Origin of the sequence: Bartonella tribocorum CIP 105476 (assembly GCF_000196435.1) — a bacterium.
Classification (GTDB): domain Bacteria; phylum Pseudomonadota; class Alphaproteobacteria; order Rhizobiales; family Rhizobiaceae; genus Bartonella; species Bartonella tribocorum.
The window spans coordinates 1,774,336-1,792,393 of the sequence record NC_010161.1 but is presented as its reverse complement, the minus strand read 5'-3'; the positions used below and the strand labels follow the sequence as shown (position 1 = coordinate 1,792,393).

General features: G+C 36.5%; 6 protein-coding genes and 2 pseudogenes. 3 read left to right on the top strand and 5 right to left on the bottom strand.

The window, feature by feature from the left end; translation table 11 throughout:
- Positions 1-1,058: 1,058 nt before the first annotated feature.
- The 3 genes from BTR_RS07975 to BTR_RS07960 all read left to right on the top strand — a co-directional run bounded on the left by BTR_RS07975 (position 1,059) and on the right by BTR_RS07960 (position 5,600).
- Positions 1,059-1,346 carry an EexN family lipoprotein gene (locus BTR_RS07975; RefSeq protein ID WP_038473797.1) on the top strand — a complete coding sequence of 96 codons (288 nt, stop codon included), beginning with the start codon at positions 1,059-1,061 and terminating at the stop codon, positions 1,344-1,346.
- 186 nt (positions 1,347-1,532) lie between these two features.
- Complete coding sequence (locus tag BTR_RS07970) at positions 1,533-1,745, top strand: EexN family lipoprotein (protein WP_038473794.1); 213 nt, start codon at positions 1,533-1,535, stop codon at positions 1,743-1,745.
- A gap of 3,450 nt (positions 1,746-5,195) precedes the next feature.
- Positions 5,196-5,600, top strand: coding sequence for a hypothetical protein (locus tag BTR_RS07960; RefSeq protein ID WP_012232107.1), 405 nt, complete (start codon positions 5,196-5,198; stop codon positions 5,598-5,600).
- Positions 5,601-5,969: 369 nt separating this feature from the next.
- Here BTR_RS07960 and BTR_RS12665 read toward each other — a convergent pair.
- The 5 genes and pseudogenes from BTR_RS12665 to BTR_RS07925 form a co-directional block, all read right to left on the bottom strand.
- Positions 5,970-6,219 (bottom strand): annotated as a pseudogene (locus BTR_RS12665) (Arm DNA-binding domain-containing protein); the annotation flags it as partial.
- Between the two features lie 2,596 nt (positions 6,220-8,815).
- Positions 8,816-9,176, bottom strand: a pseudogene (locus BTR_RS07940) (helix-turn-helix domain-containing protein).
- Positions 9,177-10,236: 1,060 nt separating this feature from the next.
- Positions 10,237-13,548 carry an autotransporter outer membrane beta-barrel domain-containing protein gene (locus BTR_RS07935; protein ID WP_012232106.1) on the bottom strand — a complete coding sequence of 1,104 codons (3,312 nt, stop codon included), beginning with the start codon at positions 13,546-13,548 and terminating at the stop codon, positions 10,237-10,239.
- A gap of 131 nt (positions 13,549-13,679) precedes the next feature.
- The gene (locus BTR_RS07930; RefSeq protein ID WP_012232105.1) at positions 13,680-15,338 is read right to left on the bottom strand and encodes an autotransporter outer membrane beta-barrel domain-containing protein; all 1,659 of its coding nucleotides are present in this window, start codon (positions 15,336-15,338) and stop codon (positions 13,680-13,682) included.
- Positions 15,339-15,484: 146 nt separating this feature from the next.
- Positions 15,485-17,908 carry an autotransporter outer membrane beta-barrel domain-containing protein gene (locus tag BTR_RS07925; protein WP_012232104.1) on the bottom strand — a complete coding sequence of 808 codons (2,424 nt, stop codon included), beginning with the start codon at positions 17,906-17,908 and terminating at the stop codon, positions 15,485-15,487.
- Positions 17,909-18,058: the final 150 nt, after the last annotated feature.

Below are 18,058 nucleotides of genomic sequence, written 5' to 3'. Positions count from 1 at the left end.
TTGGTTTGAGTGTTTTTAAAAAGATGATATTGGTCGCTTTTCCATGAGGTTAATTGTTATAAAAGCGTCCATTTTTTATGGGGGGGGGCATCTCGTAAAATAGTTATGAACCTATGAAAAATTCTTCGTTTCAACTTTTCTCCTATGGATGAGATCATCATCATCCCCCTTGCTATTTGTATCGTCGCTGGATAGGTAAGTTTATTTTTCCGTAAAAATTGTCTTGATCATGATTTTAAATGTGAAGTTATTTTTTTATTTTACTGAATACTTTGTTTATTTTACTAAATACAGGGTAAATAATGTAAATTAACAGTAGCGTTGCTTATTTTTTTCTGCTATGTGACACTTTCTTTTTGAAATTATATTCATGTTTATAAGGGGGGATAAAATCAATAAAATTGATTGATAGAGGTGTGCTATAAGTTTTCCTCATAACAAAAAGAAATCATTGAGCATGATATGGAAAGTATTTCTTTCATTTACATGATTTTATAGTCTAAGTATTGAATGCTACTTGATGGTAGGCAAGGAATAATCTTTTTTTGTGCTACCGGGATGTATAAGATTGCTTTATTAGAATTTCTATTGGCATTTAAAAAGTGTAGGGGGGAGTTAAGTTTTTTTCTTTCTCGGCAGATGAAGAAATAAGTAAGAGCGCAATCAGATTATTAAAAGATATATCGTTTCGTTTGCAGAAAATTTGCAATGGATATGGGCATGATGAATTTTTGATAAGAATTCGTGCTGCTTTTCATGATGAGCTGGTTTTTGAAGGAAAGCTCTTGAAAGAAAAGAAGAGATTAAAAAGCCTCTTGAAAATGTCAAGATATCAAAATTTCTGCTGAAGTTTTAACAATTCAAATACTCAAGAGCAGCTGTATCGATAACGTTACAAATGCAAGTCTGATAATAAAGTGGCTCTCATGATTCAACCTATTGGCGTTAAAAGTGTACGTATTTGTCCAAGGAAAGTTATACGTAAAAGCACGATACAAGGATTTTGTGAATCCAACGACATCGTTATTAAAGTATAAAACAAAGAGAGGGGTAAAACCATGAATAAGGCTATTATAACAGCGCTGTTGCTTTGCACAGGGCTTGTCACTGTTGGTTGTGAGAAAAACTACAGTGTTGAGGAATTTAAGAAAGATAAGAAGTTGATGCAAGAATGGGGAAAGAAATGCGATAAAATGGGACTCTCTGCTTTTTCTACGAAAAATTGTCAAAATGCCATGCAAGCCGATATGGAACTTTTTCAAGAGCATTATAGAAATCTTGCAAAGGAACTTCGTGAAAATAGCAAAAATGGGAACGAAACTGAAAAACAGAAGAATAACAATTAAATTACAAAAAATATTGATCGCAGTATTTTTCTTTGTACGCAATTTATCGTTACAAGTTGCGAAGAATTGCTTCCAGAGGTCGATTTTAAGATTTTTGAAAATGCACACTGAACCTAATGTGCAATTTTAAGGGGATATTCAATTGTATCTCAAATTTTGTAAATCCGAAAGAAGGGGAATTTATTGATGAAGAAAGTCATTATCCCAGCATTGCTGCTTTGTACTGGACTTGCTGTTGCTGGTTGCGAAAAAACTTATAGCGTAGAAGAATTTAAGAAAGATAAAGAATTACGCCTCGAATGGCAAAAGAAATGTTATTTAGGTGGGGCCTCTATGCATAAATCTAAAAATTGTGAGAATGCAGTAATAGCAGAGAGGCAACTTCTTTTTGGAGGTTAAAAACCGTGCTCAGACTTTGTAAATCTGGGGAAAAAAGATAGTTGAGAAAGGTATGGTATGTGGAGAAGTAAGCCGGCACCATCACACTATGTGCCAGCTCGTGGGTGTTGCGACAGCCCTTGCATTTGAGAGCGTTCATAAGAGCCATTTTTACTCCTTTCTTATACAAATTTTATCCACACGCTAATCCCGCTGTAATGTGCAAGCAAGTGATATTGATTCAAGATAAACAGATTTTAAATAAGAGAATCTTACGTTATTAGGGGTCTAACTCAATATGAATAACGATAAATTATCATTATAAATCAATATCTTGTTTGTATAAACAAAAGTAATTGTGACAACAGCGCTTTTTTCTTCCTTTCAAGAGAGAGCGCATTTTTTCTTAAATATCACGATATATGCCAACAGATTGGGATTGATTATGTTTTTATAGTTTTCATTCTAGTTTAGCAAATTGGCTAGCAGAAACAACCAATCCCCTTTGATGCAGAAACTTAGGATGAAAGAAGCAGAATAAATCTTTATCATACAGCTTCTTTAAAGACTATTGTGTTTAGATCGACATACGGATTTTACAGTATTTACGCGTGAAAATAGAGTTATATTTAAACTATGCGTACAGGTGCATGAGACGCATGCACTTCATGAAAAGCCAACAAAGTTTTGGGGGGATTCTACTAATAGAATGTCGAAGAGGATAAGGTTATTTTTAAAAGGATCATCATGCTTCAAAGGGGAATAAAAATGTTGAGTCTGATGGTAAAAAATGCTGAGACAAAGAATAAAGAATAGTTAGATGCAGCAGCTGAATTGGTATATGATTAATCTGCAGTGTTCAATTCTCTTTTGGGATCTTAAATTTGAGACGCTTCTCTGGAGATTTTATCAAAAAGCTAAGAGATTATGCTTAGTATAGCTCTATGATGAGCGCTAAAATAACAACAAAAGCATTGATAGTGATAATTAAGGTTGAATAAAGCATTGCGGCTTTTACAAGATCAGCCATAAGAACCTCTTTCTGCTCTTTTGGAGGTGATTTTATGAATAACAATATGTTACAGCCTGTAATATATGCTGATACAACATATTCGACAAGCTTAAAATCTTTTCTTTTTTATAAAGGCGTTGGAGCATTGTGAGGCATAAACAAGGAAAGCTTTAAAGTAAATATTGATTGATTTTATAGATTTTGTATTGTGGTAAACTCTTTGTATCCTGTTATGCCATAAAACACGGTGATTTATGGCGGTAATATAAGGCATGTAAGCTTTCTTGAAATGTGTAAGTGTCTTTTGGTGTGCGATGAATATTTGTAGGCTTATTTGTTAGGTCTTTTGTTTAAGTGATTCACATACGGAGGCAGCTAAGAGGAGCTCGCTTGACAAAAATTCGGGTTGTATACAGAGCAGATTGAGCTAAGGTTTTTGTCCTTTAAGGCGTGGGGAGGAAGTCAAACATGCTTTCTAATCGATTTTATCTTATACAAAATTTGTTAATGCTGCTTTTGGGTATAGACTTGCAGGAAAAAAGGAATGTTCCAAACGGAATATACTTATTTTCATGTTGATCGCTTGCTTTAAAAGAAGCATCTCTTAAAGTAAGCCCATTTCGCATCGGTCCTATGAAGGGTATAACGGTAAAGCCTCCATGGAAATAATATAAAATTTAGATGATATAAAAGCTATAGAGCCCTACTATCTTTACGCTTAATAAAAGAGGAAGCAGGCACTATTATATACTTGTTCTTAATGTTGACTAAAGCCCTCGGCTTTGTTTTTTATAGTCATTTTAGCGCTTTGAGGGGGGCATAAGAAGCTTTTTTCTTTCAGCGTATTTTATTGATATGTCAGGTTCTGATTGTGATGTGCAAGGAAGTGATTTTAATTGATTGAACCTAGAATAGATTTGAAATGTGATAATTCTACGATTTTTAAGTTTTTCATCGAACATACAAAATAATGATAAATATTTCAGTATGTTTATGAAAGAGAAAGTTCTCATTTAGAGGGGTGATGATGAGAAGGGGGCATCGTAGAAATTGTGCCTTTATTATAAAATGATTATTTCTATGTTTTTAGGCTAGGAGTGCATGTAAAGCTGCGATATTAAGAGCGTGTTGCGCGTTGTGGCGTGAAATAATTGACAGGAAGATGAGGGGAAATTTTGAAAATATCAAGGGGGGAGAGTTAAACGTTATTCCTTGATAATATTTTTATTTATAAGGATAGTTTAGCATTATTCAACTTAAATGAGAACCCTGAATACCATAAGATTCTCTTACTTAAAGTCTTTTTATCTTAAATCAACCAAAACCATGTTTCTTAAACATTACAAGCAGAGAGAGCTGTGCAGCGTGAAACTGTACAAGAAAGGCATACCTCTTATACCTTGTCTCAAGTGCCATGGGGGCAACATTGGGGGCTGAGTGTGTGATGGAGTTGGGCTTGCTCTTTTATAAAACCTAAAGATGGGGAGCTTAATGGATTTTATCCATTTCATGGGGGATTTATTGTTATACCATTCACGGGTGCCAGTGCGAAATGGGTGTGTGCGAAATGAACTTGTGCGAAATGGGTTTAGGAGCCCTTAAGAGATTATTTTTTTCAAAACAAGTGCGTGAATATGTGATTGAAGGCGTATCGAGCGGATGGGGTAAGAAATGCTTGAAAAGGTTCCAAAAATCTTATATAGTCGCTTATTGCAAAGAAAAGCGAATGATAGTTGAAAAAGGGAGATTGATGGCTATTTAGCTGTTTTAAGATGTCTTTTTTGAGAGTGCTGTATGGCTGATCTGTTCAAAAGAGCATTCTTTTTGCGTTTTGTGCAAAATACTGCATGTATGCAGAAAAAGCATAGCGCGAGGGGGTGTGTTTTGAGTGGATGCAAACTAATCTTGTAGGTGCTATCTTATGGAGGCGCCAGGGGGGTGTAAAGAGGGTGTGCAGGTTTAGGTGCAGGGAAAGCCATAAAGTTATGGAGGGTAAATGCTGCTATCGGTGAAATGCTGAAGTCCCTTAATGGGCTTAAGTCTTTAATATGCTGCGAATTTTTTTGGCAGGTGTTTTTTTATTGCCAAGGTTATCGGCAGGGTGTTGTTGTTTTCTGTTGAAGGCTTGGTGGTGATAAGATAGGCAAAGATAAAATAGGCAAGGCGAAATAGACAGAGTAAAGTTTCGAAGTTTCGATATTGCTGTGCAGAGGTTTAAGTTTATAGCGTTTTGTGAAGTATAGTAGCAATAATGGTTTTGGAGCAAAGCAAGAAAATATTTCAAAGAATGCGTTGAAAGTTGACGTGGTATACGCTTTTAGGATTGTCGTGCTGTTGTCTGAGCAATGTTCGCACCACGCGCGTGATTGAGTGTATCAGCATTGAAGAAAAACTGTTTAATCTCCCTCATTTGAAAGTGAAAGCTAGATTAAATAATTGTGATTGAAGGGGAAATAAAAATGTCTGTAGTGCAATATGGTGATGATAGTTTTGCGGCAAAAGCAAAAGTTCTTGATAATAATCTTATTGATCGTGATTGGGCGATGACAAAATTTGTCGCTGCTGTTAAAGGATTAGCTCAAGTGGTTGATTATGAAAGTAATATGCTAGAGAGCAGTGGTATTCCAGATTACGAAGAAATAAATTTATGTAAAATACGTGGTTTGCGTGATCTTAATAAATCCATGAGCGATGTGAGACGCTACATGAATCAAGATATTGAGCATGAGGTTGAAAGTTTGTTGTCTGATTTACAAGAAAAATTACAGCGTAATAGTGAATTGCTTCAAACGAATTTAAATGCAGTCAATGATCTTTCGCAAGCTATGCAATTATCTGGGCTTGCAAAAGAATTAGAGGAATAATTTAAATTTGATTCATATCGGCTGTTCTATGTGATTGTAATGATGAGGTAGAGCATTCATTGATTTGAATAGAGAGTGTGTTTGTTAAGTCTCTATATTTTAAGCATGTTTTTGTAAATTATCATTCTATTTTGCTGTGAAACAGAGTCTTTAAAACAGTCTCTTTTAAGGTGGCGTGAAGTAAGGTGATGTGAAGCGCACGCATCTATGGGGAGTCAAGTGGAAGCAGTCTGCTTTAAGAGAAGGCGGATTGTTTACAGAGCATTGAGATTATTTACAGAATATTGTTTTAAAGATTGGATTGATGGGGCGCGTCGTTTTTTCGTTCGAGGAAGGGGAAAAGAAGATATTGAGATCATCCCATGATGCCTTAATGGGATCACGACCCTCACGTAAAATAGAACGCCATTGATTTGCACATTCACGGGCTTGTTTAAAAAAAACATCTCTTAAGGCACCCAATCCCATTTCACGACGGCGTCCGTGAATGGTATAACGATAAAGCCATTGAGCACCTCCATCTTTACGCTTATGAAGAAGCAAGCCGGCACCATCACACTATTTGCCAGCCCCCAATGTTGCGACAGCCCTTGCATTTGAGAGCGTTCATAAGAGCCATTTTTAGTCCTTTCTTGTATAAATTTTACCCACACGCCAGCCCCGCTTTTGACGTGCAAGCAAGTGATGCTGCTTGATTCAAGATAAACTGATTTAAAATGAGAGAATCTTAGGTTATTCGGGACTCTCATTCAATATGAATAACGCTAGATTATCATTATAAATCAATGTTATGCCTTATGAAGCAGCCTCCTTTGAGGTGTAGTGATGCAAAGTTTTGCACATTAAATCTTTTTAGAGTATTTGATGCGTATTGCCTATAAACCTTATGAAACACTACTGTTTGAGGTGTGGTGATATGAACCGCACATTGTGGGAAGCCAAGTAGAAGCGGCTTTAAAGAAGGTGGATTGTTTACAGAGTAGGTTGTAGGGAGCTTCATTTTTTAGCTTGAGGAGGTTCTTAAGAGGATATTTAGACCAGTCCGTGATGCTTTATGAAAAAGCTTCCTGGTGATGTAAAGTTTTATACATTAAGCCTTTTTAGAGTATTTGATGAATATTGCTTATAATTTTCATGGAGTGCCGTTGTTTGAGATGTGATGATATGGAAGCGATTAGTCGCTGGAAGCTCTATGTTTGAGATAAAGATTAAGGTGGTTTAGTATTTTCTCTTCTGTTATAGCTTTTGTATGCCAGGGAGCGAGGGTATTTCTGTTGGGATTAATATTTGAAAAGGGGAGGCAGCTTCATTGGGAGGGAATTATAAAGCTGTAAAGGTGATATTTTTACCATCATTTTTTAGATTTACGGCTTTTAAAAGAATTTAAAGCACTGTCCTTTAAATAGTGAAGATGATACATTTCTTCATATTTTTGTTTATGGCGTTTTTTAATGGGATCATGCCTCTCATACAAAGCAGAACGATTCAAAAAAAATACACTTATTGTTTCTAATGTACGTGTTTGTTTTAAAGAAATATTTCTCAAAGCTCATCACACCCATTTCGTGACGGTGGTCTATGACGCGATGGCGCCCGTGAAGGTATAAAGCTCCCATGGAAATAATATAAAATTTACAGAATCCTCCCATCCTTATAAAGAAGCAAGTTGGCATGGTCATGCACTTTGCTAGCATTCAATGTTGCGATAGCTTTTGGTATTTTAGACAGTTCATTATAGGTATTTTTAGGCAATTTTTAAATGTTTTTATTTAATATTCTTGCTTGTGATGTGTAAGCAAATGGTTTTTATTGATAGAACATGGAGTAGATGTGGAATGAGAAAATCCTAAGATATTAGGGACTTTCATTTGAGATGAAAAAATAAATTATCCTTATGAATCAATTTGATGCGACTTAGTAGAAAACGGATTGTTTACAGATTGGTTTGGGGAAAGCATCTTTGTTCTTTGAGAAGAGAAGAAAATTATCATAATTGGTAAAATTTGATTTTTGTATTGCAAAAAATCTGTTTCTTACAAAGAGGGGCGTTGAAGAGAGAAGGTGTGTGTATTTTTATTTTGTTAAGGTGTTTTCTCTATCTTTAAAATGAGAAAATAACCCTATTGGGAGAGAATTATAAAGTTGTAAAGGTGATATCGTTACCGTCTCTTTTTTGTTTAAAGTTATGATTTTCAAAAATATCTAAAGCATTGTCTTTAAATAATGAAGATATTGCTTTATGCTTTTGTTTATTGCGTTTTTTAACGGGATTACGCTCTCATGCAAAGCGGAACGCTTCAAAAAGAATACACTTATTGTTTCCAATGTAGGTGCTGTTTTAAAGAAATATTTCTCAAGGTAAGCCCACCATTTCACAATAGCGCCTATTTGGGGGACTGCGGCTGTAATGTGACTTTTAATGGGGGCACATCCTTTACGCAAAATAGAATACTTCAAACGGAATGTACTTGGGTTGTCAATTCACGTGCTATTTTAAAGAAATATTTCTCAAGGTAAGCCCATTTCACAACAGCGCTTGTAATGCGACGGCGTTTGTGATGCGACGGCGCCTATAGTATTATAATGATAAAACTCCCATGGAATAATATAAAATCTATAAAGTACAACCATCTTTATGCTTAATGAAGGAGAAAATTGGCATTGTCATATTTCTCAGCAACGTCATGCACTTTTTCAGTTTCCAATGTTGCGATAGCTTTTGGCACTTGAGATTCTTGGGACATTTTTATTCTTTTTTACCCATCCCCTTGCCTGTGTGCGTAAACAAGTGATTTTGATTGATTTATCAATATGAGAGAATTCTACACTATTCGGTATTAAAGTTGAAAAAGATAATTTATCACGATAAATCAATATGTTAATTATTAAGAAAATGATAAGTGAAGATACGTTTAGGAGATACAGTTGTAGGAGTGGTCAGCAGTAAAAATCCACTAGATAAGAATTTGGATCGTTTATAGATCTAAGAGGGAGTTAAGGAGAAAAAAGAACGCTATTGTCATGGTGCATTTTAAGACATTTTCAGGAATATTTATGAAGAGCATAAAACATATAAGGAGAAACTGTCGGGCTCCATATCATATGAAATCAGCCAAGTAAGATTTTCTAAAAACTAAGTTATTTACAGATTGCAGTGCTTGGTTATTTCAGGGTAGGATCAAGAATAGTAAAGTATAGAGATCGTTTAAAACATTTTAATCTTGATCAGAAATTAATTTTAAAATGGCTTTTTGTTTGACAGAGGTCAGAACTCTAAAACTTTTTAAAAGCAAAAATTCCTCTTTGCTTGATGCAATTTCTTCATGAGGGTATGGGGTGTTTTCTTTTGTGATAATATCCGCATAAAAAAAAGGAAACCGGAACTTTTAGGATATCGGAAATTTCCTTTAAACGTCCTGCGCTTACACGATTTAAGCCTTTTTCATATTTCTGGATTTATTGAAAACTTACCCCTAAAGCATCTCCTAATGTTTTTTGAGACATTCCCAACATTTTTCGCTTCAAGCGAATTTTTTTGCCGACAAAAAGATCAATATTAAGGTTCTGAGTTTGCATTTGCCCCCTCCGGTTGCGAGCGCCCTCGCATGAGTATTCCGGGAGTTAAAAGCACTGAACTCAAATCAGCATTTTGCTTTTAGTGCTGAGATGCACTTGGACATAGCAAAATCTCCCGGAATTCCGGGATACCCGCAAAGCGGGATAAATTCATGTTTGAGTCTTCAGGCTTTTAATCCCTATTGGTCGTTGCGTATACGACCAAAACACCCTTTAATGTGTAAAGTAATTTTAGGAGATTGGCAATAAAAATAGTTTTTCTTAAGACGGGTAAATTTTTTTAATGAGAAGCTGTTTGCCTTTCAAATTTTAAATATTCGCTTGTCAAAATCATGACATCAGATCTGCTTTATGCAAAGGGAGCAACAAGCCTTAGTTTTTAAAGTTAAGGAACCTCTTATAGTTTGGCTTTATGGCGTCCTTGACGAATACCCCAAAAGGATTGTTTTGTCCTTTTGACACGGTTGGGGCATCATGATGATAGGAAAGAGCTTTCATGAGGGAATACGCTTCATACAAAACAAAATATTTAAAACAGAATAGGTTTGTTGTTGCCAATTTATGTGTTTGTTTTAAAGAGAACTTTCTCAAAGCTCACATTCATTTCAGAATAGTACTCATGAATAGTATAGGATGCTTTGTGAAGTGTATAAAGCCTCTATGAGTGGTGCAAAAGAATGGTACAAAGGCTGCTATTTTTTGCCTATGAAGGAAGCAAGCAGGTTATTATTATTCACTTTGCCAATTTTTAATATTCCTTTTGTTGTTATGGTTCGTAAGAAGTTTTTTTTACGCTTTTCTTAAATAATTTTTATCTATACATCAACGTCTCTGCTTGCGATGTGCAAGTGAAGAGTTCTGATTGTTTCAAGGGGCATAGGTTGGAAATGTAGAGAATGCGATGGTATTCAGTTTTTTATTCAATAGGTAAAAATACTATAAATCAATATATTATTTGATGAAATCATGACTTTTGAGAATTTTAAAAATATACGTTTAAATAAAAAAGCAGCACATTGTACTGCCCTTTTATTTTATTTAAGTTAAAAGCGCTTTTGCTTTAAAAACGATACCGTATTCCGCCAGAAACATTGGTGCCGGTTACACCGGCTTTTTGCAGTTTTTGTCGATAGCTAATATCGCCATTCAGCACAATACTTTGAGAAAGATAGGCATTTACACCTATACCGCCCTCAATTGAAGAGCCGGTAGGATCAAGATGAAAAGTATCAGCAATTTTTATTGTTTTACCATCACCAAAAGTTCTGATAACATTCATTTTTCCATAGAAGGAAACAGCTTTGTTTTCTTCAGTAGCCATTATCGTTTTTGTTAGACGTCCACCAAAACGGATCAACCATTGATGTGGATTTTCCATGTCTACTTTTAAGCCATTGGCATCTGACAAAATATCAAACATGAGATTTTGATAAATAAATTGCACTTGCGGTTCAAAGACCAGCCCTTTTGTATCAGTTGCTAATTTCTGACCAAGGGTCGCAGATATATTAAGGATCTCGGTACCATCCAATTTTGCGGCATTTCCAACAAGAGCTGTGGTAATATTCCCTTTTAAGGTTCCGTAAGAAAGAAGAGCGTTGACATATAGACCATTGCTATGCTGGACGCCGCTATAAGCGGTAAGTGACCATTTATCAAGCATTGTCTTTTCAGAATCTTGCATTTCTTTTGGCGTAAAGGCAAGCTTTCCGTACGTTCCTAAAAGACCAAAATGTGTGCTTATGTCGTTGCTTTCTAAGGCGGCTAATATGATCCCCAATTGTAAAGCGCCATAATTTACATCAGCATCATAACCATAGTGCAGTGGACCACGGCTGGAAGATAAAGTGACTTTCTCACCGTAGGAAGAGAAAAAGAGATTATTCTTTTTATTATCATTTGCTCCAAATACCGTTGATCGCATAGCGTCGAGTAACGTATTTTGATTGTTTACATCAGCAAATCCAGCAGAAAATAAAGCATTCGGCAGGGTTAAATAGTTTGCCACCTGTGGTAAAAGAGCTCGAACTTTTTTATCGTTATCAATATAGGCATTCTGTAAGCGGAAATCCCAGAAATTACTATCGTTGCCCAAAAGGCTTTGACTCTCATGAGATGTTCCAGGTTTATAGCCTTTGAGTACATATTTATAAGGTTGTCCACCTATGGTCATATAGTTTCCTGCTAAGGTGAAGGAATTTTCGTTTGCTTGTCCGGAAACTTGAATGATTGAAATGCCATGTGTCCCTAAAGGAAGTGATGCCATGTGTTCTCCCCAAACAGCAGAGTTATCGGTCATTTTTTTATCTGTTTCTTGGAGAGTGATGTGAACAACAGTACTCCCTAAGACATCACCATTAATCACAACACGATCGGTTTTCTGTTCCGTGATAGGAGAATGTTTGTCCCATTGCGTGTTAACATAAATCTCTGCAACACCTGTTGCACTATAAACTGCCGCCGTAGGAGCTGTTTTATTTCCTTGTGAAAGGTTAGGTCCTATCAACAAGGTTTGGTAAAGTCCCTCCACTGGTTTATCAAACACGATAGCACTGTCTGTAAGGTGCAATACAGAAAGATTAGAGAATGATTCTTCATCAAGACCAAACTGTCTGTAGTCATCTAAAATATTATCATCATCCGAGACTCTATCATTATTTACGGCGTTTTTATTTGGCTTTAAGAGCCATTTCGTCTCTTCTTTTAGATCAAAAATTGTTCTATTATCTTTAGAAGTTTTTACTTGACCTTCTAAAGAAGAGTGATCCGTAACCAGTGTAAGAGTGTTTGTGGATTCATTCTCATTTTTGATATTTTTTAATAAAACATCAGCATGAATTTTTGAATTTTTAAGGCTGACAACACCGTTTGTGTTTCTTCCATAAAGGTTGATACCAACCCCATGATCAACAAAAAGATTTGTATTCTCTAGATTTACTTTACCAGCAATTTCTTGTTTTTTTACGGCATTGGTATTTCTTTCAGCATTGCGTGTATATCGTTTTTGAGGGGCACGATACGGATTATTTCGGAAAATAATACCATTTGCTTCATAATTTCCTGTGACATGGACGCTTGAATCTTTAAGATTAATTGTACCCTCTATGTTGGCCAAACCAGTTGTTTCTGATGTTACCGTAATATCTGTGGCATCAATTTCTCCACCATTGGATACACTCAGTGCAACAAAACCAGCATCAACGGTTCCCCCGTTCATTAGAATTTTTGAGTTATTTCCATCTGCATGTACAGCAAAACCTCTGTCTTGAATTTTTTTGTTATGCAAAGTTACAGTCTTACCGTTTTGAATCTCAACTCCAGCACTTATATTTTCGATTTGTGCAGGCTTTTCAGACTGTTTTATGGGGGATATTGGTTGCACCGGTGCTGGTTTTAAAGATTCTGATGTTTCCTGTGATGTTAGTTTTCCAGCTGCTGGTCTGACAGATATTGCTGAGAGCTCTGATACATTAGACGTTGATGATTGCTCTACTGTTGGTCTTGTAGATTCTGGCTTTTGAGGTTCAGAGTTTTTAGATACTTTTTGTGTATCCGCTTCTGGCCTTAAAAGTATTCGCTGCCTGGTTTCTGATTCTTTAGGCGTTGACAATAGTTTTGTCGTTGTTTTTTCAGAAACCGGTTTTGTAGGTTTAGATTTTTCAGATACTTCTTGTGTAGATGCAGATTGCACGGGCGCTGGTTTTACAGATATTGACTGTGTGAGTTCTGATTCTTGAGGTGCCGGTGATTGCCCTGTTGTTGGTCTTGTAAGTATCGATCCTGTAGATTCAGAGTTTGCAGATGTTGACTGTAAATTTGGTGAAGATTGTGTTGCTTCTGATTGTAAAGAAATAGCAGAATTCGAAGATGTTTTTTCACTGGAAGAATCTGTAGAAGAGGTGGAAACACCTGAACGTCTTCTGGATTTTACTTCCATTTCTGTTGTTGGAGCTGTCCCTGTTGTTGAAGCCATTTCTGTTGGTGAAGATTGTGTAATAGGCGTGTTTTGTGTGGTTGTAGTATGAGATTGCACACCTTCTGTTTCTTGAGCATGATCGGGCTTTTGACTCGGGGAAGAAGTTGTATTTCCAGTCGTTAATCTTGAGGAGCTAGGTGCTGTAGAGGGAGTGGGAACATTAGCTTCTGAAGATGAATGAGGGGGGTGAGATGGACGACGTTCTCCCATTCCATCGCATAGATCATTATATGGATTAAAAACTCCAGATGTATTTGTGGGACACTCAGCATGAACAGGGCGTGAAGAAGAAGAATCCATTGTTGGTGGCGTCACGCTACGAAGAGCATAAGACAAACTGGTGGAAGAATAAAATAGAACTCCAGAAACGGTGTATAGTAAGAAGCTTTTTTTCATATAGATGTATTCCTAAATATTCCCCCTCTCTCATAAAATATAAAAATTTGACCTCATTATGTCTCTTTTGTAAGCGACAAAACGAAACATAATGAGGGCTCTTTATATTTCAAGATAGGATACAAGTATTTTTAAAAGTGATAGCGCATTCCAGCGGAAATATTTATTCCAGAGATGCCAACTTTTTTGAACTTATGTTGATAGCTGAGATCACTATGTAGTTCGATATTTTGCGATAAGTGTGCGTGAATACCAAAACCACCTTCAACTAAAGATCCCATAGCAGCGAGCTGAAAATTTTTACTAAAAGTTTTGATCATGTTCAGTTTGCCATAGAAGGAAAGGGCATGGCCTTTATTTTGCGTTAAACGCCCGCCAATACGGAGCAACCATTGATCAGGTTTGCTTATGTTTATTTTAGAGGTATCCTCATCTGAGGGAGAGCTATCATCTGAAGAAGAGTTGTTATCTGAGGAAGAGCCAAGCATGAGACGCTGATAAACAAGCTGTGCTTGTGGTTCTAGGATGACACCTTCAAAACTGGTTAATAGCTTTTGACCAACAGTTGCAGCAGCCCCTAATATTTTACTATTATTCATTTTTGGGGTATCTTTGATGAAATTGTTATCCATATTTTCTTTAAAAATTCCATAAGAGAGAAATGCACTTGCATAGATGCCACTGTCATGCTGAATGTTTCCATATGCGGTGAGTGACCATTTATCAAACATATTCTTATGAGAGCTTTCTGCATTTTTAGGAGCAAAAGACAATTTCCCATAGGTGCCGAAAAAACCAAAATTGGTGCTGATATTCTGGTGCTCTAACGCTACTAATATTGCCCCTGCTTGTAATGCAGCATAGCGAATATCGGCATGAACGCTCTCCTGTTTTGTTTGAACATCTTCTTGTTTTTCTTGAGTTTCATCTCGTTCTGCTTGAACTTCAACTTGTTCTGTTTGAACACTATCTTGTTCTGTCTGAGCGCTATCTTGTTCTGTTTGAATGCGGGAGAAAAACGTATTCTTATTGCCATAAGTCGATAAGAAAATGCTTTTCTCTGGATAATTTTTGGGTTCAAACATTGTTATTTGCATATTGTCTAACAAGATATTTTGATTGTTGGCATCAGAAATCCCAACAGCAAACATCGCGATAGGCATGATTAGAGAGTTTTCTATTTGTGATGTAAGCGTTTTGCTGTCTACTGCTTCATCGAGAAAAGAAGAAGCTTCTGATGCTTTACCATCTGTAAGTTTATACGTGCTCTCGGCATTAGCGGTGGGGATGCTATCAATCTTTGTGGGCAATTTCACATGAGTTTCTGTGGACGTGTTAAGAGCCGTTTTCAATGTTGAGGAAGCAGTGTTCGTCTTGGGCTCCATATCAGATTGCGCATTTTTGTTTATTTCAGGCTGTGTAATTTCATAACCTGTTCTTAAGGATGAATTGTCCTTGTGTTGTGAAACAACATTAGCGGATGGTAATAGATTACTACTACGTTTTTGTCTTGTGCTGGAATCAATAACAGGGTGTTTATCCTCTTTATGAGTAAGAGAGGATCCTTTTCTCTCTACGTTGGTTATTCCATTGGTGTTTGAAGTATTTTGGTGGCGTATGTTAAGAGAGGATGCATTGGCATAGCGATATTGTTGAGGTAATTTGATAATTTCTTCAAGAGCATGGCGTGTTTCAGGGGTTAGGCCAGAGGCAGTACTGGTAGATGTGAAGGTAAAAGAAGAAAAAAACAAAGCACAAGCGGCTGTACATAACAAAAGATTCTTATGCATAGAGATATTCCTTAAGATATTTTCTTTGTTTTGATAAAAAAGTGAACCACTCTTTGACACATCACGGTTTTTCGTAATGTGCCAAAATAAGCAGCACTGCTTACATTTCAGCGCTGCTTATGTGTCAAAAAAGAAAACTAAGACTTCTAAAAGCGATAACGCACTCCACCAGAAATATTTACTCCAGAGAATCCAGCTCTTTGGAGTTTATGTTGGTAATTAACATCAGCATGAAGTGCAATATTTTTGGAAAGCTGCGCGTTAATGCCAAGTCCTCCTTCAAGGGAAGAGCCCATAGAATCGAGATGGAAAGATTCAACAATATCAATCGTGTTTTTCTCACTAAAAGCTTTGATAATGTTCAATTTACCATAAAAGGAAAGAACACGATCATTTTCAATAGGCAGCATTGTTTTCGTTAAACGCCCTCCAATACGGACCAACCATTGATGGGAGGGCTTTATATTAACGTGGAATCCATCAACATCTGAAAGCGTGCCAAACGCAATATGTTGATAAATCAGTTGCGCTTGTGGTTCAAAGGCTAATCCTTCAACACCAGTTGCTAGTTTCTGTCCAACGGTTGCCGATATATTCAATGTATCCGTATCTTTTAACTCTGTGGTGTTATCGATAAGGGCTGTTGTAATATGTCCGTTAAAAATGCCGTAAGAGAAAAGTGCATTAATATAGAGGCCATTGTCATGGTGGAGATTCCCATAGGTTGTCAAGGACCATTTATCCAGTGTGCTTTTATCAGAACCGTCCATATCTTTTGGCGTAAAAGAAAGCTTTCCATAGGTGCCTAAAAGACCAAAATTCGCAGTAATGTTTTGATTTTCTAACGTTGCTAACGTTATGCCTGCTTGTAAAGCAGCATAACGAACATCCGCACCATAACCATACTCTAATGGACTACGACTGGAAGATAACGTCACCTTGTTGCCATAAGTCGATAAGAAGATCCCTTTCTTTTTATGACCTTCTAATCCAAAAACTGTTGAGTGCATATTATCTAACTGTGTATTTTGATTGCTTACATCAGAAAGTCCAGAAGAGAATAGTGCGTTAGACATGACCAAATAGCTTGCCATTTGGGGAACAAGAGCTTTGATTTTTCCTTCTTCATCGAGAGTCGCACTTTGCAAGCGGAAATCCCAGAAATTCTCATTTTCTTCCAAGGGAGCTTGCCTGTTGTTTTCTTTTCCAGGGGATGATGCATTGGTATTTTGCACATCTTTCTGTTGTGATTCTTGTGATATTCCGCTTAAATGACTTTGTGCCCTATCGGCTTTTCCACGGCTGGATGTTGGTCCATAGCCATTGAGTATATATTTATAAGGTAAGCCCCCCAATGTGGTATAGCCATGGGAAAGTTTGAAGGAATCCTCATTGGCTTGTCCAGAAACTTGAATGAGTGAGAGCCCACGCACATTCAAAGGAATAGATTTTTTTTCTTTTGATTCCTCATTAGATGATACACGCTTTGAAAGATTGTTAAAGTAGATCGTTGTTATACCTGAGACGTCACCATGAACGAGAACACGGTCAGTTTTTTGTTGTTCTTTTTTAAGACCATCACTCCATTCTGTATTAAAGTAAATCCTTGCGTTGCCTGTTGCATTGTAAACTGCTGTTGCATTGGAGCTTCTGTTTTGTTCTTCTTTTTGTGGGTATTTTCCTACATGCAAGGTTTGATAATGACCGTGTACTAGTTCATGTGGCGCATCAAATATGATAGAGCTATTGTTAAGGTTTAGGACTGAAACAACGGATTGTGCTCGTTGCTTAAGATCAAGAAGCTTGTAATCAAATATACTAAAACTATTTTCCAATTCAAATAGACTAATTTTTAAATGCCACTTGCTGTTATTGTTCAGGGTGAAGACCGTTGTATTTTGAGGAAGCGTTTTGGCTCTTCCTTCCATAATTGAATTGTCAGCGTCTAATGTAAAAGTAGTCGGTCCAATTGTGGTGAACGGTGAGCCTTCGTTTTTTAATAACATATCAGAACGAATTTCTGAGTTTTTAAGGGATACCGCATTAGCAACAGCTTTGGAATAATAAGGTCCGAAAATACCTACACCATCCTTTACAAGAAGTTTTGTATTATTAAGAATGGCTTTGTTTACAACTTCTTCTCCTTCTTTTATTGTGGAGCTTAGAATATAACCAAAATTGATACCATAGACTTTGCTGTGACCTATGACATTTATGATTGAATCTTCAACATGGATTATGCCGTTTGTGAGTGACAAACCACGCTCTTTAGCTGTTCCCACGATTCCTTTAGCATTAATTTGACCACCTGACGTTGCAGAAAGCAAAGTAAAATCTGAGCGCATTATTGAGTTTGTAATGGTAATGTGGCCTTTCTTAGCAACTGCCGCATCATACTTACCACGAACAAAAACGTTATTAAGGCCCTTTTCTTCTCCATTAGCTACTTGGACCGTAGGAATTTCAGGAGGTTGTGTATTTGCATAAGTTGGAGCAAAATAAGAAAAAATGAAAGTTCCAGCAATTGTACATAACAAAAAATTTTTTTTATAAATATATTTCTTACACATAGATATGCCTTTAGTATTTGGTATGCTTTGATGCTTACTTCATTCCCCTGATGGCGCAAGTACCCGATCGTCTTTTATATCATTATGTATTTATTGTAAATAACAAAACGAAATATTGTGTTTTGTTATTTATCTTTTAAAAAATTGGTC